The organism is Microbacterium sp. JB110 (genome assembly GCF_003335195.1).
GTDB lineage: Bacteria > Actinomycetota > Actinomycetes > Actinomycetales > Microbacteriaceae > Microbacterium.
This window is the reverse complement of record NZ_QPGM01000001.1, coordinates 489,870-509,324: the sequence shown is the minus strand read 5'-3', so window position 1 is coordinate 509,324 and position 19,455 is coordinate 489,870. Positions and strand designations below refer to the sequence as shown.

General features: G+C 67.4%; 21 protein-coding genes. 18 read left to right on the top strand and 3 right to left on the bottom strand.

The features are described from left to right. The first annotated feature begins 72 nt into the window (after positions 1–72). From CIK77_RS02410 to CIK77_RS02400, 3 genes are read left to right on the top strand one after another with little or no spacing between them, the layout of a single operon-like run. Positions 73–987 (top strand): heme o synthase, encoded by a 915-nt coding sequence (locus CIK77_RS02410; protein WP_087055715.1) that lies wholly within the window; start codon positions 73–75, stop codon positions 985–987. Positions 988–1,000: 13 nt separating this feature from the next. Further along, positions 1,001–2,491 (top strand): MFS transporter, encoded by a 1,491-nt coding sequence (locus CIK77_RS02405; protein ID WP_087055307.1) that lies wholly within the window; start codon positions 1,001–1,003, stop codon positions 2,489–2,491. Positions 2,492–2,529: 38 nt separating this feature from the next. Next, on the top strand, positions 2,530–3,051 hold the full coding sequence (locus CIK77_RS02400; RefSeq protein WP_087055308.1) for a YbhB/YbcL family Raf kinase inhibitor-like protein: 522 nt from the start codon (positions 2,530–2,532) through the stop codon (positions 3,049–3,051). Positions 3,052–3,070: 19 nt separating this feature from the next. Here the strand turns inward: CIK77_RS02400 and CIK77_RS02395 are convergent, their stop codons facing one another. After that, positions 3,071–4,147, bottom strand: a complete 1,077-nt coding sequence (locus CIK77_RS02395) for a COX15/CtaA family protein (RefSeq protein WP_087055309.1) — start codon at positions 4,145–4,147, stop codon at positions 3,071–3,073. Between the two features lie 257 nt (positions 4,148–4,404). Here CIK77_RS02395 and sufB point away from each other — a divergent pair, with 257 nt between their 5' ends. From sufB to CIK77_RS02370, 5 genes are read left to right on the top strand one after another with little or no spacing between them, the layout of a single operon-like run. Next, positions 4,405–5,823, top strand: a complete 1,419-nt coding sequence (gene sufB / locus CIK77_RS02390; RefSeq protein ID WP_087055310.1) for a Fe-S cluster assembly protein SufB — start codon at positions 4,405–4,407, stop codon at positions 5,821–5,823. A 1-nt stretch (position 5,824) separates the two neighbouring features. Further along, positions 5,825–7,039: a Fe-S cluster assembly protein SufD gene (gene sufD / locus CIK77_RS02385; RefSeq protein ID WP_087055311.1), complete on the top strand. Its 1,215-nt coding sequence runs from the start codon at positions 5,825–5,827 to the stop codon at positions 7,037–7,039. Continuing rightward, entirely contained in the window at positions 7,036–7,362 is a 327-nt protein-coding gene (locus CIK77_RS02380) for a non-heme iron oxygenase ferredoxin subunit (RefSeq protein WP_087055312.1), read from the top strand. The genes sufD and CIK77_RS02380 overlap by 4 nt, the downstream gene beginning before the upstream one ends. A gap of 1 nt (position 7,363) precedes the next feature. Then, positions 7,364–8,134, top strand: a complete 771-nt coding sequence (gene sufC / locus CIK77_RS02375; protein WP_087055313.1) for a Fe-S cluster assembly ATPase SufC — start codon at positions 7,364–7,366, stop codon at positions 8,132–8,134. A 10-nt stretch (positions 8,135–8,144) separates the two neighbouring features. Next, positions 8,145–8,474, top strand: a complete 330-nt coding sequence (locus CIK77_RS02370) for a metal-sulfur cluster assembly factor (RefSeq protein ID WP_087055314.1) — start codon at positions 8,145–8,147, stop codon at positions 8,472–8,474. Between the two features lie 172 nt (positions 8,475–8,646). Here the strand turns inward: CIK77_RS02370 and CIK77_RS17500 are convergent, their stop codons facing one another. Further along, positions 8,647–8,832 carry a hypothetical protein gene (locus CIK77_RS17500; protein WP_087055315.1) on the bottom strand — a complete coding sequence of 62 codons (186 nt, stop codon included), beginning with the start codon at positions 8,830–8,832 and terminating at the stop codon, positions 8,647–8,649. Between the two features lie 342 nt (positions 8,833–9,174). Between CIK77_RS17500 and CIK77_RS02365 the strand changes: the two genes are divergently transcribed. The 4 genes from CIK77_RS02365 to CIK77_RS02350 are packed head-to-tail and all read left to right on the top strand — an operon-like array spanning position 9,175 to position 12,429. Then, a complete protein-coding gene (locus CIK77_RS02365) occupies positions 9,175–10,458 on the top strand; it encodes a hypothetical protein (RefSeq protein WP_087055316.1) in 1,284 nt (427 codons plus the stop codon). Continuing rightward, entirely contained in the window at positions 10,455–11,105 is a 651-nt protein-coding gene (locus CIK77_RS02360; RefSeq protein WP_087055317.1) for a hypothetical protein, read from the top strand. Before CIK77_RS02365 ends, CIK77_RS02360 begins: the two co-directional genes overlap by 4 nt. Next, on the top strand, positions 11,102–11,752 hold the full coding sequence (locus tag CIK77_RS02355) for a hypothetical protein (RefSeq protein WP_087055318.1): 651 nt from the start codon (positions 11,102–11,104) through the stop codon (positions 11,750–11,752). Before CIK77_RS02360 ends, CIK77_RS02355 begins: the two co-directional genes overlap by 4 nt. Continuing rightward, positions 11,752–12,429 carry a hypothetical protein gene (locus CIK77_RS02350; RefSeq protein WP_087055319.1) on the top strand — a complete coding sequence of 226 codons (678 nt, stop codon included), beginning with the start codon at positions 11,752–11,754 and terminating at the stop codon, positions 12,427–12,429. The genes CIK77_RS02355 and CIK77_RS02350 overlap by 1 nt, the downstream gene beginning before the upstream one ends. A 24-nt stretch (positions 12,430–12,453) precedes the next feature. Here CIK77_RS02350 and CIK77_RS02345 read toward each other — a convergent pair whose 3' ends face one another. After that, positions 12,454–13,008: a TetR family transcriptional regulator gene (locus tag CIK77_RS02345; RefSeq protein WP_087055320.1), complete on the bottom strand. Its 555-nt coding sequence runs from the start codon at positions 13,006–13,008 to the stop codon at positions 12,454–12,456. Positions 13,009–13,217: 209 nt separating this feature from the next. On the opposite strand from CIK77_RS02345, the gene CIK77_RS02340 reads away from it, so the two are divergent. From CIK77_RS02340 to CIK77_RS02315, 6 genes are all read left to right on the top strand, one after another. Beyond that, positions 13,218–14,054 (top strand): IclR family transcriptional regulator, encoded by an 837-nt coding sequence (locus CIK77_RS02340; protein WP_170934159.1) that lies wholly within the window; start codon positions 13,218–13,220, stop codon positions 14,052–14,054. Positions 14,055–14,279: 225 nt separating this feature from the next. Beyond that, positions 14,280–15,263: an ABC transporter permease gene (locus tag CIK77_RS02335; protein WP_087055322.1), complete on the top strand. Its 984-nt coding sequence runs from the start codon at positions 14,280–14,282 to the stop codon at positions 15,261–15,263. Continuing rightward, positions 15,260–16,165, top strand: a complete 906-nt coding sequence (locus tag CIK77_RS02330) for an ABC transporter permease (RefSeq protein ID WP_087055323.1) — start codon at positions 15,260–15,262, stop codon at positions 16,163–16,165. Before CIK77_RS02335 ends, CIK77_RS02330 begins: the two co-directional genes overlap by 4 nt. Continuing rightward, a complete protein-coding gene (locus CIK77_RS02325; RefSeq protein ID WP_087055324.1) occupies positions 16,162–17,061 on the top strand; it encodes an ABC transporter ATP-binding protein in 900 nt (299 codons plus the stop codon). Before CIK77_RS02330 ends, CIK77_RS02325 begins: the two co-directional genes overlap by 4 nt. After that, positions 17,051–17,872, top strand: coding sequence for an ATP-binding cassette domain-containing protein (locus CIK77_RS02320; protein ID WP_087055325.1), 822 nt, complete (start codon positions 17,051–17,053; stop codon positions 17,870–17,872). Before CIK77_RS02325 ends, CIK77_RS02320 begins: the two co-directional genes overlap by 11 nt. Beyond that, positions 17,869–19,455, top strand: a complete 1,587-nt coding sequence (locus tag CIK77_RS02315; RefSeq protein WP_087055326.1) for an ABC transporter substrate-binding protein — start codon at positions 17,869–17,871, stop codon at positions 19,453–19,455. Before CIK77_RS02320 ends, CIK77_RS02315 begins: the two co-directional genes overlap by 4 nt.

The following is a 19,455-nucleotide window of genomic DNA, read 5'->3' as shown; positions in this document are numbered from 1 at the left end:
AGCCGACTCCCAGCATCCGGATGAACTAGACTGGGCCGGGTTTTGCAGCAGCGAGTGAAGAAGGGACGTGCGATGTCGACTGCCGTCTCCGATCGCCGCACAGGCAGAGACATCCGGCGCACGGTTCGCGCATACGTGATGCTGACGAAGCCGCGGGTGCTCGAGCTGCTGCTCGTGTCGACCGTTCCGGTCATGTTCCTCGCCGCCCAGGGTCTGCCGAACCTCTGGCTCGTCGTTGCGACCGTGATCGGCGGCTCGGCCAGCGCGGGTTCGGCCGCGGCGTTCAACATGTACATCGACCGCGACATGGATGCGCACATGCAGCGCACCAAGAACCGCCCGCTCGTCACCGGTGAGATCTCACCGCGGGGCGCGCTCGTGTTCGCCTGGACGCTGGCGATCGCGTCGACGATCTGGTTCGTCTTCACGGCCAACCTGCTCACCGCCGCACTGTCGGCTGGGGCGATCTTCTTCTACGTCGTCATCTACACACTGCTTCTCAAACGGCACACGGAGCAGAACATCGTGTGGGGCGGAATCGCCGGATGCTTCCCCGTGCTGATCGGCTGGGCCGCCGTGACCAACTCGCTGGATTGGCCGGCCTTCGTGCTGTTCGCCCTGGTCTTCCTCTGGACGCCGCCGCATTACTGGCCGCTGTCGATCAAGTACGCCGCCGATTACTCCGAGGCGAACGTGCCGATGCTCGGCGCCACCCGCAACGGTGTGCAGGTCGGCCTGCAGATCATCCTCTACGCGTGGGCGACGATCGCCTGCTCGCTGCTGCTGATCCCCGTCGCGGGCATGGGAATCGTCTACTCCGCTTCCGCCGTGGTGTTCGGCGGCTGGTTCCTGTTCGAGTCGCACAGGCTCTACAACCGCACGGTCAAGGGCGAGGGTGCCGGTCCGATGCGTGTGTTCCACGCGTCGATCACCTACCTGACACTGGTATTCGTGGCTGTCGCGGTTGATCCGCTGCTGCCGTTCTGACCGGCCGGATCTCGTGAGCTCAGCAGGAGAACCTCCGGCCACACGTTCCATCGCGCTCGACCCAGCGCAGCGCTGGCGCGCCTTCTGGGTGTGCGTCGCCGTCGCGGCCTTCACCATCCTCGACATCTCGAAGGTGAACGTCGGGCTGCCGTCGATCGAGGAGGCTCTCGGCGGCGGTTCGACGGAGCTGCAGCTCGTCGTCTCCGGGTACATCCTGGCCTTCGGCCTCGGGCTCGTGCCGTTCGGGCGCATCGGCGATCAGCGTTCCAGGCGGACGCTGATGATCGTCGGTCTGTGCGCCTTCGCCGTCGCGAGCGTGCTGTGTGCCGTTGCTCCCAACATCTGGTGGCTCGTGATCGCCCGGTTCCTGCAGGGCGTGGCGGCCGGTGTGCAGATGCCGCAGGTGATGGGCACGATCCAGCAGCTGTTCACCGGGCGTGAGCGCGGCGTCGCGTTCGGTCTGTTCGGCGCGACGGTCGGGCTCGCCACCGCATTCGGTCCGACCCTCGGCGGCCTGATGATCGCGCTCGGCGGACCGAGCGACGGCTGGCGCTGGATCTTCTGGCTCAACCTGCCGCTGTGCCTGATCGTTGTGCTCGCCGCTGTCTTCGTGCTGCCCGAGGTGCGCAGACCCTCTCCAGGGCGCCTCGAGCTCGACCCCATCGGACTGGCGCTGTTCGGCATCGCCGTGATCTCGCTGATGACGCCGTTCCTGCTCACCACGGGCTCACCGGACGACACCCCAGCCAGATGGTGGCTGCTCGTTCCCTTCGTGCTGTTCTGCGCTGGATTCGTCGCCTGGGAGCGCCGCTACGCGCAGCGGGGCAGGTCGCCGCTCGTGCCGCTGCGACTCTTCCGCGTGGTGTCGTGGCGCAACGGGAACCTGCTGCAGCTGCTGTACTTCGCCGGTCTGCCGACGGTGTTCCTGCTCACGGCGGTGTTCCTGCAGACCGGCCTCGGCATCGAGCCCGTGTTCGCAGGCATGGTCACAATGGGCTTCGCGCTGCTGAGTGCGTACACCTCATGGCTCGGCGGCAAGCTCGTCGACCGACTCGGCCGCAGCCTGGTGATCGCCGGACTGATCACCGTGCTGTCCGCGATCATCGGCCTCGTCATCGTGGGCTACGTCGCGAGCGACGAGATGACGCCATGGCTCATGGCAGGCGTGCTGGCGATCGGCGGCATCGGCGGCGGCTTCGTCATCTCTCCGAACCAGACGCTGACCCTCGCCGAGATCCCGCCCCGCGAGGGAGGGCTCGCCGGATCAGTCGGGCAGCTCGGCCAGCGCATCGGCACAGCGGTGGGCACGGCCGTCGGTCTGTCCTTGTTCTACTCGACCGTGCACCGCGGGTCGGACGGCTCGGGCGACACGACGGTGTACCACGATGCGTTCGGAACGGGTCTTCTCTCGACAGCGGTGTGCGTCGCCGGCGCGCTGGCCGTGGCGTTCATCGACCTCGGCAGTCGCCGCAGAGCGGCTCGCGGCGGTTCCAGCGAGGCCTGACCGCTCGCTCAGGATGGTGCGGGCGGTAGCCTGGCGACATGTTCTCCTACGATCCGTATGCAGAACTTGCCACGCTGCGCGAGTTCGCCCCGATGACGCTGACCAGTACCGACTTCGACGACGGGCGGCCGCTTCCGGCGGCGCAGTGGGGAGCTGCGGGCGGCGGTTCCGACACGTCACCGCAGCTGAGCTGGGCTGGGGCGCCGGAGGGCACCAGGTCGTTCGCGCTGAGCTGCTTCGATCCCGATGCGCCCACCGGATCCGGATTCTGGCACTGGGCACTGTTCGACATCCCCGCGGAGGTGACCTCACTCGACGCCGGCGATGCCCGGCCGACCGGAGCGGTCTCGCTGCGGAACGAGCCGGGCACCCTGGGCTTCGTCGGTGCCGGCCCGCCGCCCGGCACCGGCACGCACCGCTACTTCTTCGTCGTCGACGCCCTCGACGTCGCGTCGCTGAACGTCTCGAGGGATGCGACCCCGGCCATCCTCGGCTTCAACCGACACTTCCACTCGCTTGCACGCGCGATCCTGGTCGGAACGGCCACCAGCGACAGCTGAGAACCCGCGGTTCGCCGGATCAGACCGTCTCGGGAACGCGCCCGGCTCGGGGGAGCGCCGCGCCGACGGGTGCCTTCATACGGAGCACCACGACGACGTAGGCGGCAGCCGAGAGCGCAGCGAGCACCATATGGATGCCGACGAGCAGAGGAGGCAGCGCGGCGTTGGCCTGCCACACGCCGACGCCGATCTGCACCACGAGCACGGCGAGGAACGCCGTCGACCAAGCCCGGGTCGGGAGCCTCTGCGCCCATGCGACCACAGTGATCGCAAGAGCCAGCACGAACAGTGCGTACCCGGGCCATGAGTGCACGTGCGCGAGGAGCGTCGCGTCGAAGCCGTCTCGCTGCACGTACTGGTCGCCCGAGTGCGGGCCGCTCCCCGTCGTGAGCACGCCGAACACGATCGTCGCCGCGAGAACCAGCGAGGTGACGTGCACGAGCACGGCGTAGCCGCGCGGCACCGCGAGCGCGCGGTCACCGGGCGCGGCGTTCATCCTGATCAGGAACGCCGCCGTGACGCAGACCAGGGCGAGCGATGATGCGTAGTGGAAGCCGACGATGAAGGGGTTCAGTCCGGTCAGCACGGCGCTTCCCCCGACGACGGCCTGTGCGATGACCCCGATGAGCACGATCCACGCCAGCGAGAGCAGATCGCGCCGCACCGGCGTGATCTTCAGCGAATGCACGGCGCCGGCGATGCACGCCACCAGCAGGACGACGGAGAAGGCCACGATGCCCGACAGACCGATCGCCTCTGCCGCGAGGTATGCGGCAACGGAGCCGACGACGCCAGCGGAGGCGAACAGCAGCGCGGGTACGAGTGACCGGCGTCGCCCGGCGGCGAACAGCGAGATCAGCAGGACGGCGAGCGCGAGGATCCCCACGACGCCCGTCATGGTGCGGTTTCCGAACTCGATGATGCCGTGGATGCCGAGATCATCGGTGGGGACGAGCGAATCCGGCGTGCACAGCGGCCACTCGGAGCAGCCGAGCCCCGAGCCGGTGAGCCGCACCGCACCGCCGGTGCCGATGATGAGGACCTCGGCGATGAACGACAGCCAGGCGAGGACCCTCAGCGCGGGGGAGATGGTCATGGGTGCAGTTTAGGCGGGCAACCTGCGCCGAGAATGTGGGCCGAGGACCGCCGGCCGCGCCCCGGCATCCGATGCACCTCCAGTGGGTTGTGATCGATCTCCCCGCACCGGGCGCGCCACTGCTGTGAGCCTGTAGACTTGAATGGTTGAGAACAAGCGCGTAATGCGCTGAAACCGGGTCCCCAACAGCGCCCCTTTCTCCGTAAGGGCGGGCCGGATGATACCGATTCGGGATCCACGAGGAGAGTAGAGACGTCATGTCTGATGTGCTGATCGATCGCCCAGAGCTGGAAAGTCTGGGGGTGTACGAGTTCGGCTGGCACGATGAGGATGCCGCTGGCGCGAGCGCGAAGCGCGGGCTCTCCGAGTCGGTCGTGCGCGACATCTCACAGCTGAAGAACGAACCGGAATGGATGCTGAAGACCCGTCTGAAGGGTCTGAAGCTGTTCGAGAAGAAGCCGATGCCCACCTGGGGCGCCGACCTCAGCGATATCGACTTCGACAACATCAAATACTTCGTTCGCTCGACCGAGAAGCAGGCCCAGACCTGGGAAGACCTGCCGGACGAGATCAAGAACACCTACGAGAAGCTGGGCATCCCAGAGGCCGAGCGTCAGCGACTCGTCGCCGGCGTCGCCGCCCAGTACGAGTCCGAGGTCGTGTACCACCAGATCCGTGAGGACCTGGAGAGCCAGGGCGTGATCTTCATGGATACGGATACGGCCCTGCGCGAGCACCCCGAGTTCTTCGAGGAGTACTTCGGCACCGTCATCCCGCCCGGCGACAACAAGTTCGCCGCGCTGAACACCGCCGTCTGGTCGGGCGGGTCGTTCGTGTACGTGCCGAAGGGCGTGCACGTAGAGATCCCTCTGCAGGCGTACTTCCGCATCAACACCGAGAACATGGGGCAGTTCGAGCGCACCCTGATCATCGCGGACGAGGACAGCTACATCCACTACATCGAGGGCTGCACGGCCCCGATCTACAAGAGCGACTCGCTGCACTCGGCCGTCGTCGAGATCATCGTGAAGAAGAACGCACGCGTGCGGTACACCACGATCCAGAACTGGTCGAACAACGTGTACAACCTCGTCACCAAGCGCGCCGTCGCCCACGAGGGCGCGACGATGGAATGGGTCGACGGCAACATCGGGTCCAAGGTGACGATGAAGTACCCGTCGATCTTCCTGATGGGCGAGCACGCCAAGGGTGAGACGCTCTCGGTCGCCTTCGCCGGCCCCGGTCAGCACCAGGACGCCGGCGCGAAGATGATCCACATGGCGCCGTACACGCAGTCGTCGATCGTGTCGAAGTCGATCGCTCGCGGCGGTGGACGCGCGGGCTATCGCGGTGAGGTGCGCGTCGATGAGAACGCCCACCACTCGGCGAACACCGTGAGGTGCGACGCGCTGCTGGTCGACACGATCTCCCGCAGCGATACCTATCCCGCCATCGACATCCGGGTCGACGACGTCGAGCTCGGGCACGAGGCGACCGTCTCCAAGGTGAGCGCCGAGCAGCTGTTCTATCTGCAGAGCCGCGGCATGCCGGAGGACGAGGCGATGGCGATGATCGTGCGCGGGTTCATCGAGCCGATCGCGCGCGAGCTTCCCATGGAGTACGCGCTCGAGCTGAACAAGCTCATCGAGATGGGCATGGAAGGATCCGTCGGCTGATATGGCAGACACGACTCAGGCGCCGGTTGCGGCGCAGGAAGAGCACGCCCATCGCGACCCCGCGACGGTGATCATTCCGCCACAGGACGACGTCATGATTCCGGTTCAGACGCGTTCGGAGCGCCCTCGCTCGTTCGACCCGGCCGACTTCGGCACGCCGACGGGGCGCGAGGTGAATTGGCTGCACACACCGCTGAAGACCGTCTCGCCGCTGTTCGAGCAGGCGGCCGCCGACGGCGGCGTCGTTCACGAGACGATCTCGGGCGAGCAGTTCCTCGACCAGTCGCTGCCCGTTGGAGTCGCCCCGCGCGGCGAGTTCTTCGTGCCGGAGGATCTGCCGTCGGCTGTCGCATGGCAGTCGGCGACCGAGGCGCGCTTCGTCAGGATCCCGCGCGAGGAGATCGTCGAAGAGCCGATCACCATCCGCATCACCGGGCAGGGAGCCGATCAGCGCGCTGATGACCACATCGTCATCGAAGCGGCCGAGCACTCCAAGGCGGTCGTCGTGCTTCGGCACTCCGGCTCGGCGCAGTACGCGCAGAACGTCGAGATCATCGTGCGCGACGGCGCCGACCTGACGGTCGTCTCCGTGCAGCACTGGGACGACGACGCCGTGCACGTCGCCAGCCACCAGGCTCGTGTCGACAACGATGCGCGCCTGCGGCACTTCGTGGTCACCTTCGGCGGATCGCTCGTGCGCGTCAACCCGAACCTCGAGCTCGCCGGTGCGGGCGCGGTCGGCGAGGGCTACGGCCTCAGCTTCGCCGATGCCGGCCAGCACTTCGAGAGCCAGGTGTTCCTGTTCCACAAGGGCCCGCACACCACAGGAGACGTGCTCTACAAGGGTGCGCTGCAGGGCGCGAGTGCGCACAGTGTGTGGATCGGCGATGTGCTGATCGGTGCTGATGCCACAGGTACGAACTCCTACGAGGCCAACCGCAACCTGGTGCTCACCAATGGCGCGCGCGCCGACTCGATTCCCAACCTCGAGATCGAGACAGGCGACATCCTCGGCGCCGGACATGCGTCGGCGACTGGTCGCTTCGACGACGAGCAGCTGTTCTATCTGCAGGCGCGCGGCATCACCGAGGAGGAGGCGCGCCGTCTGGTCGTCGTCGGCTTCCTGGCTGAGATCGTCCAGAAGCTGAACCTGCCGGATCTGGAGGCGGAGCTGTCGGCGGAGATCGATCGCGAGCTCGCGGAGGGCGCGCAGTGAGCGCCGTCCGCGTCTGCGCGCTGACCGAGCTCGTCCAGGACGAGGCGATCCGCGTCGAAGCAGACGGCGTGCCGATCGCGGTCGTCCTCGATTCCAACGGCGATGTCCACGCCATCGGCGATACCTGCACCCACGGCGAAGTGTCGCTCTCAGAGGGCTTCGTCGAGGACGACACCCTGGAGTGCTGGGCGCACGGGTCGGCGTTCTCGCTGACGACCGGCAAGCCCCTGAACCTCCCCGCCTACGAGCCCGTCCCGGTCTTCGCCGTTGAGATCGACGGCGACGACGTGCTCATCGATCCCAACGTGAAGAAGGAAGTCTGACATGGCTGTTCTCGAGATCCGCGACCTGCACGTCACGGTCGAGACCGACGAGGGGACCACGCCCATCCTCAACGGCGTGAATCTCACCGTGCGCTCCGGCGAGACGCACGCGATCATGGGCCCCAACGGCTCAGGCAAGTCGACGCTCGCGTCGACGATCGCCGGCCACCCGAAGTACACCGTCACAAGCGGTTCGATCGCGCTCGATGGGGAGGACGTCCTCGAGATGAGCGTCGACGAGCGCGCTCGTGCCGGCCTCTTCCTCGCGATGCAGTACCCGGTCGAGATCCCCGGCGTGACTGTGACGAACTTCCTGCGCACGGCCAAGACCGCGCTGGACGGCGAGGCGCCGGCCATTCGGACCTGGACGAAGGACATCAAAGAGGGCATGACGAACCTCCGGATGGACCCGAAGTTCGCCCAGCGCAACGTGAACGAGGGCTTCTCCGGCGGCGAGAAGAAGCGCAACGAGATCCTCCAGCTGGAGCTGCTGAAGCCGCAGCTGGCGATCCTCGACGAGACCGACTCCGGCCTCGACGTCGATGCGCTCAAGGTCGTCTCGGAGGGCGTCAACCGTGCCCGCGAGGCGACGGGTCTCGGCGTGCTGCTGATCACGCACTACACGCGCATCCTGCGCTACATCGCGCCGGACTACGTGCACGTGATGATCGGCGGTCGGATCGTCGAAGAGGGCGGCGCCGAGCTGGCCGACAAGCTCGAGGAGTCCGGCTACGCGGGCTACCTCCCCGACGACGCGCCGATCGAAGCGTAGGCTGGGTCGTATGGACGCCACGCTTGCCGACGGGAAGTTCGACGAGGTCACAGAAGCGCTCAAGGACGTCATGGACCCCGAGCTCGGGGTCAACATCGTCGACCTCGGGCTGATCTACGACCTCAGCTGGGACGACGAGAACGACGCGCTGGTCATTCACATGACCCTGACGAGCGCCGGATGCCCGCTCACCGACGTGCTCGAGGAGCAGACCGGCCAGGCGCTCGACGGCGTGGTCGCACGGTACCGGATCAACTGGGTCTGGATGCCGCCGTGGGGCCCTGAGAAGATCACAGAGGACGGGCGCGACATGATGCGCGCTCTCGGCTTCTCGATCTGAGCAGCTGCATCATGCCCTCCGGCCTGCGTTCTCGCAGGCCGGAGGGTCGTTTCGTCTGCCCGCCAGGCTTCGGCGGAGCGGAACGACGCCGCCTCGGCTGATCGCCTCATCGCACGCAGAGGGCTCGGTCCCGGCCATGGAGATGAGGAGCCTGGTCCTTCGAGTCGTAGGCTCAGCGCTGCTTGCCGCTCGCGCGTCGAGCCACCGGCAGAGATCCCAGCGAGGCGATGGCGATGACAGCGAGCCCTGTGCCGATCAAGGGCTGACCGACGATGAAGAGGACGATTGCGAGGACGCCCGCGATCAGCGCGCCGGCAAGGGCCGCAGAGACCATGAGTGTGTTCGGCCCGTGTGCCACGTTCGGTTCCTCTCGTCAGACGTGACTCCAGTTTCGCAGGTCGACGTGGTCGCTGGATCCGCCGTCCGGGGGAGATCCGCTGCGAGGTCGATTGAGCTGATATCCATCGCGCCGGCCGCAGGTTCTCCGACGACACAGTCAGCACGCACGGCGTCCCCGCGTCCTCGCCGACGAAGAGCACTGCACGCCGCCGTGGGGCTCTGAGACGGTCTCAGAAGACGGGTGCGACATGATGTGCACGCTCGGATTCTCCATCCGGGTCCGCTGCGCAGACCGTACGCGATGCCCCGTCTTCGGACGGGGCATCGCGCGTTCCGGAGCGAGCTCGGGCAGGATAGGACCGTGGCAGACGAGGGCAGCGCAGCGGTGAGTCGCGTCGGGTGGCGCGATGTCATCGGCTCTGTCGGCACGGCGGGTAGGCTGATCGGCCGACATTGGCCGCGGATGCTCACAGCCGCACTGCTCGGGATCGCGTTCCGCAACGCCGTCATCTGGGGTGCGGTGGCACTGAGCGCATCCGTGCCGTGGTTGGCCCAGGTCGTGCTGGTGCTCGCACCGCTCGGCTATCTGGTGCCGATCGTGTACATGCTGCGACTCTGCGCTGATGACCTTCCGCGGCTGCGTGCGGCGATCGCCGCTGATGCACCAGACAGCCCGACGGAGGGGCGCCAGCAGCGGCTGATCGACGTGTCCGTCTCGGTGCTGGTGCCGTTCCTCGCGGTGTACACGGCGTACGATCTGCTCGAGGAGGACCGCAACCGCTTCGTGAACGCGGCGGCTGCCGACGAACTGTTCAACGGTTTCTCCGCGCCGGAGGGCATCGACCTGCTGGGCCGCCTGCAGCTGAACAATCCGCTCTGGATGATCCTTTCCCTCGTCGCAGTGGCACTCATCGTGCGATGGCTGCTCGGCCGCGTCGAACGGGTGTGGCGCTTCGTCGGCATTGCGTTCCTGGGCGCGTTCATCGAGTTGTTCTGGACGATCTACGTCTCCGAACAGCTGCAGGACGGGCTGCGCAGCGCGATGAACTGGCTGCTCGACCGCACCTTCGTCGTGGCGATGATCGACTGGTGGGACGGCCTCGTCGACGCTCTCGGATGGCTCGGCATCCCGCTCGACTTCTCCGTGAGCTGGCTGGTCGGGCTGTTCGGCTCGATCGGGCCGGTGATCGTCGTCCCGATCGCCTGGCTCGTCGTCGCCTCGGTCGTGCTCGGTCACCGCCTGACGCCCCCTGAGCGCCTCGATCATCCGGCGCTCAGGCGCGCCACACGTTCCGTGCCGGATCGCGTGAAGAGGGTGGGATCCAGCCTCCTCTCCGACATCGGCGGCCGTTGGGCGGCGTTCTTCGGCGGCGTCGGGCTGGTGCTTCGCACGGGGCTCGTGCCGATCCTGGCGTTCTGCATCGTCTTCCTGATTCCCAACCTCGTGCCCACAGTGGTGAGCTGGTGCGCGCGGTGGCTGATCGGCCCGACAGATGCGTGGACCTTCCTCGCGTTCGCCCCGTGGGAGACGGCCATCGGCCTCGCCCTGCAGCTGGTGGCGACCGCGCCGATCGTCGCGGCAGCGCTCGACCGGTTCCTGATGCCCATCTCCGCGCCGACGACCTCCGAAGAGGCGGCCCGATGAGCGCCGTCACGCCGATTCCCCCGGCCGTGCGCCGACGCGCCGCCGTGGTGATCTCGATCGCCGTCTGCGTCGTCCTCGCTGCGTCGATCGCCCTTGCCGTGGTCGGCTGGCTCCAGGACGCTCGCCCCGACGAGCCGGAGCCCGTGGCCGTCGGCGAGTCGTTCCGCATCGGGGACTTCGAGTTCGTGGTCACCGGTGCGCACATGGTCGACGACGCGGACGGCGTCTATCTGCCGCGCGACGACGACGGTGAGACCGACCAGGACGTGCGTGCCCTCGTCGCCGCGGTCGAGGTCACCAATGTCAGCGATACTCCGTGGCTCGGCGTCACGGCGACGTCCGCGGTGCACGCACCAGACGACGCGGGCATCGTCGGCGATGCGAATGACGACACCGACTCAGCGGCGCTGTTCAGCGCAGATGGCCACCTCGTCGACGTGCTCAATCCCGGCGTCACGGTACGCGGCACATACGGCTGGGCGCAGGACCGCAGATGGCGAGGAGAGGAGATCACGCTTCAGTTCACCGACCTGCGGTGGGTCGAGAACGATCCGTTCTCGCTCGACGACCGCCGCTGGGCGGTCACGGATCGCCTCACACACACTGTCACCGTTCCCGTCGAGGCGATCGAAGCGGACGCGCCATGAGCGAAGCCTTTTCTCGCAGCACGGCACGGCGCCGCGTCCTCGGGACGCTGGCCGCCGTGGCGCTGTTCGTTCTGGCACTGTCGCTGGGCAGGGTGGTGAGCGATCAGCTCTCCGACAGCCAGGCATCGGCGGCTCCGTTCTCCGTGACGGCCGCCGCGTCGGACGGCGTCATCTCGCTCGACTACGTCGACGTCGCGGTGAAGAGCGTGCGGGCGACCGACACGCTCGTGGATCGCGACGAGATCGAGACCACGACGGCGACGTTCCTCGTCGTCGATCTCGAGGTGCTCGCGCCTGGGCGCTCTGTGCATCTGGGCGGTCTGCGCCTGCGGGGAGCGGATGGCACGATCTATCGGCCGACGGGTTCGAGCCGTACCGGATGCTCCGATTCCACGTCGATCGCCACGGGACTGCCCACGTACTGGATGGCATGCTTCGAGGTCCCTGACGACGCCGTTCGGGGAGCGACCATGCTCCTCGGGCGGGGGAATCCGGAGTCGGGTCTCGACCGGCGCGAGCAGCGCGCCGAGATCGACCTCGAGATCGACCAGGAGCGCGCCGAAGCACTCACCGCGGCGAGCGACCCGCTGCCGACGAGCCGTGCGGACATCGAGCCGTACGATATCCAGCCCGTGGAGGTCGAGTGATGACGAATCCCGAGCCGCTCGCGCCGCCGTTGGGCGATGCGCCCGCACCGCCGGCCGAGCCGCCTCGTCGCCGCCGGGGCGCACGCAGGCACCCGTGGTGGCGCCGGAATCGGTTCGGCGTGATCGCGCTCCCCTTCGCCCTGGTGATCGCTCTGGGCGCATCCTCCGATCGGGTCGCCGAGTACTGGTGGCAGGAGGACCTGCGCGTCGAGGTCGATCGTTCCGCTGAGGAAGGCGCAGCGCAGCTCACCGGTGTGCCCGAGCACGACGAGGGCGATCCGGAGAGCGGCGAGCCCGCGACGACGACGCTCACGGTCGCACTCACCGAGATCGACCGCCTCACCGTCATCGACGACGGCTACGCCTCCGAGCCGATTCCCGACGGCGCCGATGCCTACAGCGTGCACCTGGCCTTCGACAGCGGCGTGCCGGTGGAGGCGGAGTGCACGGTGATGCTGGTCGGCGATGACGGTGCGCGATACGGCGACGGGTCGGATCCGCTGCAGCAGTACCCCGCCTGCTCGTATCGCGATGATGAGGGCGACACAGAGTACGGTCCGTCCGGCCAGTGGGAGAACACCTTCACGATCTTCACTGCGGAGGGCGCCGACATCGATCATGTGCGGGTCACGTACGACGGCGTGCACTACGTCCGGCTCGATCTCCCGACGGCGTAGATCGCAGCTCGTTCTCGCTCGTGTTCACCGAGGCGTGGCTGACGCGACGTTCAGGCCACGGGTCAGCGCGGCGATGCCCGCGTCGAACTCCGCGGCGAAATCGCGCGCGACGGCATCGGGATCGGCGTCGAACGCTCCCAGCTCAGCAGCCTGAATGCGCTGCTGAACGAGCGATGCATGCCCGAGCACGAATTGGGCGAGGACGTTCGCACCCGTGTCGGCATCATCAGATCCGGCGCCCGTGAGCGCCGCTCGCAGCTGCTCGACCACAGCGGAACCGCCGAGCCCGAGAGCGGCGGAGCTGAGCACCACGTCTGCGCCGTCGCGCCGCGCGAGCAGCGCATCGCGCAGCGATCGGGCTGTTGCAGGCACGCTGTCGGCCGGCTCAGCGAGCGACACGATGCGATCGGCGACCGCTGCCAGCAGCGTCTGCTTGTTCTCGACATGCCAGTACAGAGCGCTGGGCCGGATGCCCAGGTCATCTGCGAGCGAACGCATCGTCACGGAGGCGAGCCCGTAGAGATCGAGCAGGTGCAGCGCACGACCGACGATCTGGTCGAGGTCGAGGGCGGGGCGCATACGACCAGCCTACTGAACGTCGTTCATCCGGAAGGTCCGATCCCTTCCGCAGGGCGAAAGCCGCTGACGCGCAGCGGCACTCGATGGGCGATCATCGCGAGAGGACCTCCGTTGCGGCGCGCAGTGCGCGCGGACAGCGCGCCGCAGCGCATCACTCCGAGGCGCGGCAGAGCTGCCGCGCCGGAACGGGCGGACTCATGAGCGCAGGCATGACAACCATGGAGCAGTTCGCGACGGAAGCGCGCGACAAGCGGACCGCGGCGGGGCGCGTACTGTCGCTGCTCGAGGCGTTCGCGCACGGCAACGGATCCCTGACGCTGACGGAGATCAGCAGAGATGCGGGTCTGCCGCTGTCGACCACGCACCGCCTCGTGCACGAGGTGATGTCGTGGGGCGGGCTTGAGCTCGACGATCAGGGCAGGTACCGGTTGAGCCGCAAGTTCGTCGATCTCGCTGCGGGGTCGACTCGCGCACTGCGCCTGCGCGACTCCGCCATGCCGCACCTCATCGAGCTGCACAACGCGACGGGGCTCACCGTGCATCTCTCCGCCCGCGACGGCGACGAGGTGATGTATCTGGAGGCGCTGCGCGGCCATCCCAACTACACCGGACAGAACAGGATGGGCGGCAGGCTGTCACTGCATCTGACGGCGACCGGGCTGGTGCTGCTCGCCTTCGCGGAGCCGCACATCGTCGACGACTACCTGACCAGGCCGCTGCGCCCGTTCGCGTCGGGCACGCCGACCTCCGCGGCCGAGGTGCGGTCCCGCCTCGCCGAGATCAGGCGGCGTCGCTATGCACTCGCGGAACGATTCCTCGCAGAGGGCGCGGGGTCTCTGGCCGCTCCCATCGACGGTCTCGACGGCACGGTGCCCGCCGCCGTGGGCGTGACCTTCGATCTCGATGCCGCCAACCGACGTGAACTCGCCGATCTCGTACGCGTGACCGCGCGCCGCATCTCGGCTTCGCTGATGCCGAACGAAGCACGCCCTGATCGCCGCACCATCGACTACAACAGGCGGTGCGCCGGGCTCGGGAACGTCTGACCCCTGGCGCTCTCGCACCGTTCTGCGCGCCGGCAGCGACGTGGCACGACGCGGAGTTCCGTCGCGTGGAAGAGAAGATCTCCGCCCGCTGCAGCGCGGTCAGCATGGTTCCCATCGCGGTCAGAGCGGACCGCGACACGGGCGCACGCACCGCGTGCACCGCTCAGACGCGTCGAAGGAGATCGCGCCCATGCGCACATCCCCATCGGGACAGGAACGGCCACTATGACGGCGGTCGTCCTCCACATCGCCAGACTGCTGGTGAACTCCCTGCTCATCTTTCTCGCCGTGGTCACGGTGCTGTTCTTCCTGCTCGAGATCGCCCCGGGGGACCCGGTGCAGACGCTGGTCGGCGATGTGCCGCTCTCCGACGAGTTCCGCGAGCGCATCACGGCCGCGTACGGTCTCGATGCACCTGTCGCCGAGCGGTACCTGCTGTACATCGGCAATGTGTTCACCGGTGATCTCGGCTATTCGTTCGGGACAAACAACGAACCGGTGCTGAGCCTCATCCTGTCTCGGGCGGGGAACACGCTCGCCGTCGCACTGCCGTCCTTCGTGCTGTCGACGATCGGAGGCATCGTGCTCGGCGCGATCGCCGCCCGCACCCGCAAGCGCTGGTTGGACGCCACGATCTCGGGGACCGCAGTCGGTCTGTTCTCCATCCCGAACTTCTGGTTCGGAATGGTGCTGATCCTGGTGTTCTCGATCGCGCTGGACTGGCTGCCGACGCAGGGCAAGAGCCCCTACGGGGAGTCGGGCATCGCGATCGAGTATCTGATTCTGCCCGTCGTCGCGATGGCGACGACGGAACTCGCCTACAAGACCAGGATCATGCGGTCATCGATGATCGAGGCGCTCGGTCAGGACTTCATCGACACCGCGCGTTCCAAGGGCCTGTCGAGTCGGGCGATCCTCTGGCGCCACGCACTTCCCAACGCGCTTCTGCCCATGGTCACCGTCGCCGGATACAGCCTCGGGTTCGTGCTGGCGGGGTCGGTGCTGGTGGAGCGGGTGTTCGGATGGCCGGGAATGGGACTGCTGTTCGTCGATGCGATCGAACGCCAGAACAACATGGTGATCCTCGGCGTCGTGATCGTGCTGACCGTTGTGATCATCATCGTCAACCTGCTCACCGATGTCCTCTACGGGGTCATCGATCCGCGCCTGCGCGCCCGATTCTCACCGCGAAGGAAGGAGACCGCATGAGCAGTACGACACGGCTGCGAGACGCAGCCGCGCCAGCGATGGAGACCGTGCCTGTCGCGCTGCCTGGCGGGCGGCAGCGCTCACCGCTGCGCGCAATGCTCCGACGCCCCTCGGTCATCGTGTTCGGCGCCGTACTCGCCGCATTCGCACTGGTGGCGGTGTTCGGTCCCTTCGTCGTCGCGGACCCGGTCGCGACGGCATCCCCGAAGCTGCTGCCGCCGAGCGCGGAGCACCTGTTGGGCACCGACATGCTCGGCCGCGACTACCTCTCGCGAGTCGTGTACGGCGGACGCATCTCGCTTCTGGTCGGCTTCACCGTGGCCGCGCTGTGCCTCACCGTCGGGCTCGTCGTCGGCGGGATCGCCGGCTACTTCGGCGGGGCGGCGGACACAGCGATGGTGAAGCTCGCTGAGTTCTTCCAGGTGCTGCCTGGAATCGTGCTGGCACTGGTGGCCGCCGCGCTGCTCGGCGCGAACATCTGGATCATCGTCGGCATCCTCGCGGTGACGATGTGGCCGGGTGTCGCTCGAATCGTCAGGGGCGAGGCCATGCGCATCGCGCAGCTCGGCTACGTCGAGTCCCAGCGCGCCGCGGGCTTCGCCGGCATGCGCATCCTGTGGAGCGACGTGATCCCGAATGCGATGCCGCCGGTCATGGTCGCCACCAGCATGACGGTCGGGCGCGCGATCCTGATCGAGTCCGGACTGGCCTACCTCGGCATCGGCGACCCCAGCAGCCCGAGCTGGGGTGCGCTGCTCAATTCCGCACAGTCCTACATCCAGGACGGCTGGTGGCTGGCGCTGTTCCCCGGAGCCTGCATCTTCCTGGTCGTACTGGCCGTGAACATTCTCGGCGATGCGATGAACGACGCGTACAACCCGACCATCGGGAGGGTGAAATGACCGTTCACAACGAGACGGACCGCGAGACCGAACCGCTCATCGACATCAGGGATCTGCGGGTGAGCCTGCCGACCGGCGAACGCGATGAGGTCGACGCCGTGCGCGGCCTGTCCCTCGTCGTCGCCGACGGCGAACGTGTCGGGCTCGTCGGCGAGTCAGGGTCGGGCAAATCGGTGACGGGCCGGGCACTTGCCGGGTTGCTACCAGAGTCGCCGCGCGTGCGCGTGCGCGGATCCATCCGGGTGCGCGGGCACGAAATGGTCGGCGCCGGCGCAGATGAGTGGGCCACCATCCGGCGTCAGCGCGTCGGCATGGTGTTCCAGGATCCGCTCACGTTCCTCAACCCGACGATGCGGATCGGCACGCAGGTGGCCGAATCGCTGCCGAGGTCCGTGCGGCGCAACCGTGCAGCCAGGGACGAGGCCGTGCACGAGTTCCTGGAGCTGGCCGGTCTCGAGAACGTGACCGGCGTGGCCCGCGCTCACCCGCATGAGCTCTCCGGCGGCATGCGGCAGCGCGTCCTGATCGCGATCGCCATTGCGAAGCGGCCGGATCTGGTGCTCGCGGACGAACCGACGACGGCACTGGACGCGACGGTGCAGTCCCGGGTGCTGCGCACTCTCGACGACACGGTGTCCCGGATGGGGACGTCCCTCCTGCTGATCTCGCACGACCTGGCCGTGGTGGCCGGCATGACCGACAGGGTGTACGTGATGTACGCGGGCCGGATCGTCGAGGAGGGGCCGACGCGTCGCGTGCTCGATGCGCCGGAGCACCCGTACACAGAGGCCCTGCTGCGCAGCGTGCGGAGCCTGAGCGACGACGGAAGCGAGTTGTACTCGATCCCGCCCGACCTGCGGGCAAGACTGCGGGAGGAGGCCGACCATGCTGCTTGAGACGGAGGCGGTGACGAAGGTGTTCGGAGGACGCCGCGGGGCGGCGAAGCTCCGAGCCGTCGACGGTGTGACGCTGAAAGCGGAGCCGGGGAAGTTCGTGGCCATCGTCGGAGAGAGCGGCAGCGGCAAGAGCACGCTGGCGAGGATGATGCTCGATCTGATGCGGCCGACATCCGGCCGAGTGCTGTTCGACGGCGAACCGCTGGATTCCCTGCGCGGCGAGGCGCACCGGTCGTTCCGGCGCAGTGTGCAGGCGGTGCTGCAGGATCCGTCAGGGGCTCTCAATCCTCGCAAGACGGTGGTGCGCGCCATCGGCGAGGTCATCCGGCTGCACGCGATGGCGCGCTCCGCCGCCGACGTGCAGCGGCGAGTGTGCGACGCGCTGGAGCAGGTCGGTATGAACCCGGCTGAGCACTTCCTCGACCGGTACCCGCACGAACTCAGCGGCGGCCAGCGACAGCGCGTGCTGATCGCGCGAGCGCTGGTGCTCGAACCGCAGATCATCATCGCCGATGAGGCCGTCTCCGCGCTCGACGCGTCGGTGAAGGCAGGGGTGCTGCGCGTGATGGTCGACATCTCGCAACGGCTCGGCATCGGCTACGTCTTCATCACACACGACCTCCCTGTGGTGCGGAAGGTCGCGGACGAGGTCTGCGTCATGAAGGACGGCGCCGTCGTCGAGCACGGGCCGAAGAACGCGATCGTGCATGATCCTCAGCATCCATACACCCGTACCCTGCTCGCGGCCGCGCCCGAGCTGGACGACGGAGGCAACTCCGATTCCACAGGAAGAGAGGCGAAGAAGCCATGAGAACACACAGACGGCGCCTGAGCGGCGCGGTTGCAGTCGCGGCCGCGTTCGCGCTGGCACTCACCGGATGCGCAAGCGGCGGGGGAGGAGAGGACGCGGAGCGCGTGTATGTGCGCGCCATCGGCGACGACCCGATGGGACTGAACGGCCAGCTGGTCAGCGGTGCGACGCCGACCATGTTCAGCGGGCAGATCATGGACACACTTGTGCGGATGTCGGACCAGTACGAACTGAACCCGGGGCTCGCGACCGAGTGGGAGCTCAGTGAGGACGGGCTCGAACTGGATCTGACGCTGCGGGAAGGCGTCAGCTGGCACGACGGCGAGCCCTTCACCGCTGAGGACGTGAAGTTCAACCTCGAGGAGATCATCGCGCTGCAGTCGTTCGGCGCCCCGCTCGCCGAACGGATCGACAGCACGGAGGTCACCGGCGAGCACAGCGTCACCGTGCACCTCACCGAACCGTACGGCCCGCTGCTGGAGACGCTGGCCGTGCAGTTCATGATTCCGAAGCACGTCTATGAGGACACGGAGTACGTGACGAACGAGGCCAATATGGCACCGATCGGCACCGGACCGCTGATGTTCGACTCATACGACTCCGGCGAGCAGATCGTGCTCGTGAAGAACCCCGACTACTGGGAAGGCGAGGTGCAGGTCGACAGGGTCGTCTATCCGATCATGGCGGACCCGAACAGCAGGGCGACCGCGCTGTTCGAGGGCGAGGTCGATCAGGCGGAGATCGCCGTATCGCAGCAGGAACGCGTCTCGGGCGAAGACGATCTCGCCCTCATGGAGACCGGCGCGTTCACTCAGCTCGTGAGCATGATGTTCAATGCGAAGAGCGAGTATCTGAGTGACCCCGACGTGCGCAGAGCCGTGTTCGCCGCGATGGACCGCGACGAGATCGTCGACACCGCGCTCTCCGGCATCGGTGAGCCGGCGAACGGGTTCTTCCCCGACGCGCTCGAGTGGGCGCAGGACGAGGACATCGACTTCGACAGGGACTTCCCACGTGATGTCGACGCCATCAACCGCACCCTGGACGAGGCCGGCTTTCCGCGGGACGCGGACGGCACCCGCTTCACCCTCACGGTGCAGTACATCGCAGAGCTGACGGATGCGGCGGCAACGGCCGAGATGGCGCAGTCGATGCTGGGCGAAGTGGGCATCGAGCTCGAGCTGGTCGCTTCCGCCGGCGCGGTGTTCACCGAGAACGTGTACACCAAGGGCGACTTCGACATCGCATTCCTGCGCTCCACGGTGGGAGCAGATCCCAGCATCGGCATCACCCGCTGGTATGCGTGCAACGAGGAGAAGGCGGCGGCGGCGAATCCGTCAGGCATCTGCGACGACGTGATCGACGAGGCCGCGGCGGGGGCCGTCACCGCTCCCGACAGGGAGACGCGGGCGGAGCACTTCCGCGATCTGCAGCAGCGTGCGAACGAGCTGATGATCTACGCACCGCTGGCCTGGTTCAACGGCGCGTTCCCGACCGTGAACCAATCGGAGTGGCAGGGGCAGCTCGAGCCGCAGCAGACGACCAACCGGATGCCGTGGCTGACGATGTCACAGGCGGATTAG

What these genes read in the sequence shown, in the direction of transcription:
- CIK77_RS02320 (WP_087055325.1), top strand. Translation starts at nt 17,051, where the DNA reads ATGCTGCTTGAGACGGAGGCGGTGACGAAGGTGTTCGGAGGACGCCGC.
- CIK77_RS02330 (WP_087055323.1), top strand. Translation starts at nt 15,260, where the DNA reads ATGAGCAGTACGACACGGCTGCGAGACGCAGCCGCGCCAGCGATGGAG.
- CIK77_RS02335 (WP_087055322.1), top strand. Translation starts at nt 14,280, where the DNA reads ATGACGGCGGTCGTCCTCCACATCGCCAGACTGCTGGTGAACTCCCTG.
- CIK77_RS02360 (WP_087055317.1), top strand. Translation starts at nt 10,455, where the DNA reads ATGAGCGCCGTCACGCCGATTCCCCCGGCCGTGCGCCGACGCGCCGCC.
- sufC (WP_087055313.1), top strand. Translation starts at nt 7,364, where the DNA reads ATGGCTGTTCTCGAGATCCGCGACCTGCACGTCACGGTCGAGACCGAC.
- sufB (WP_087055310.1), top strand. Translation starts at nt 4,405, where the DNA reads ATGTCTGATGTGCTGATCGATCGCCCAGAGCTGGAAAGTCTGGGGGTG.
- CIK77_RS02355 (WP_087055318.1), top strand. Translation starts at nt 11,102, where the DNA reads ATGAGCGAAGCCTTTTCTCGCAGCACGGCACGGCGCCGCGTCCTCGGG.
- CIK77_RS02350 (WP_087055319.1), top strand. Translation starts at nt 11,752, where the DNA reads ATGACGAATCCCGAGCCGCTCGCGCCGCCGTTGGGCGATGCGCCCGCA.
- CIK77_RS02345 (WP_087055320.1), bottom strand. Translation starts at nt 13,008, where the DNA reads ATGCGCCCCGCCCTCGACCTCGACCAGATCGTCGGTCGTGCGCTGCAC.
- sufD (WP_087055311.1), top strand. Translation starts at nt 5,825, where the DNA reads ATGGCAGACACGACTCAGGCGCCGGTTGCGGCGCAGGAAGAGCACGCC.
- CIK77_RS02395 (WP_087055309.1), bottom strand. Translation starts at nt 4,147, where the DNA reads ATGACCATCTCCCCCGCGCTGAGGGTCCTCGCCTGGCTGTCGTTCATC.
- CIK77_RS02400 (WP_087055308.1), top strand. Translation starts at nt 2,530, where the DNA reads ATGTTCTCCTACGATCCGTATGCAGAACTTGCCACGCTGCGCGAGTTC.
- CIK77_RS02340 (WP_170934159.1), top strand. Translation starts at nt 13,218, where the DNA reads ATGACAACCATGGAGCAGTTCGCGACGGAAGCGCGCGACAAGCGGACC.
- CIK77_RS02410 (WP_087055715.1), top strand. Translation starts at nt 73, where the DNA reads ATGTCGACTGCCGTCTCCGATCGCCGCACAGGCAGAGACATCCGGCGC.
- CIK77_RS02325 (WP_087055324.1), top strand. Translation starts at nt 16,162, where the DNA reads ATGACCGTTCACAACGAGACGGACCGCGAGACCGAACCGCTCATCGAC.
- CIK77_RS02370 (WP_087055314.1), top strand. Translation starts at nt 8,145, where the DNA reads ATGGACGCCACGCTTGCCGACGGGAAGTTCGACGAGGTCACAGAAGCG.
- CIK77_RS02315 (WP_087055326.1), top strand. Translation starts at nt 17,869, where the DNA reads ATGAGAACACACAGACGGCGCCTGAGCGGCGCGGTTGCAGTCGCGGCC.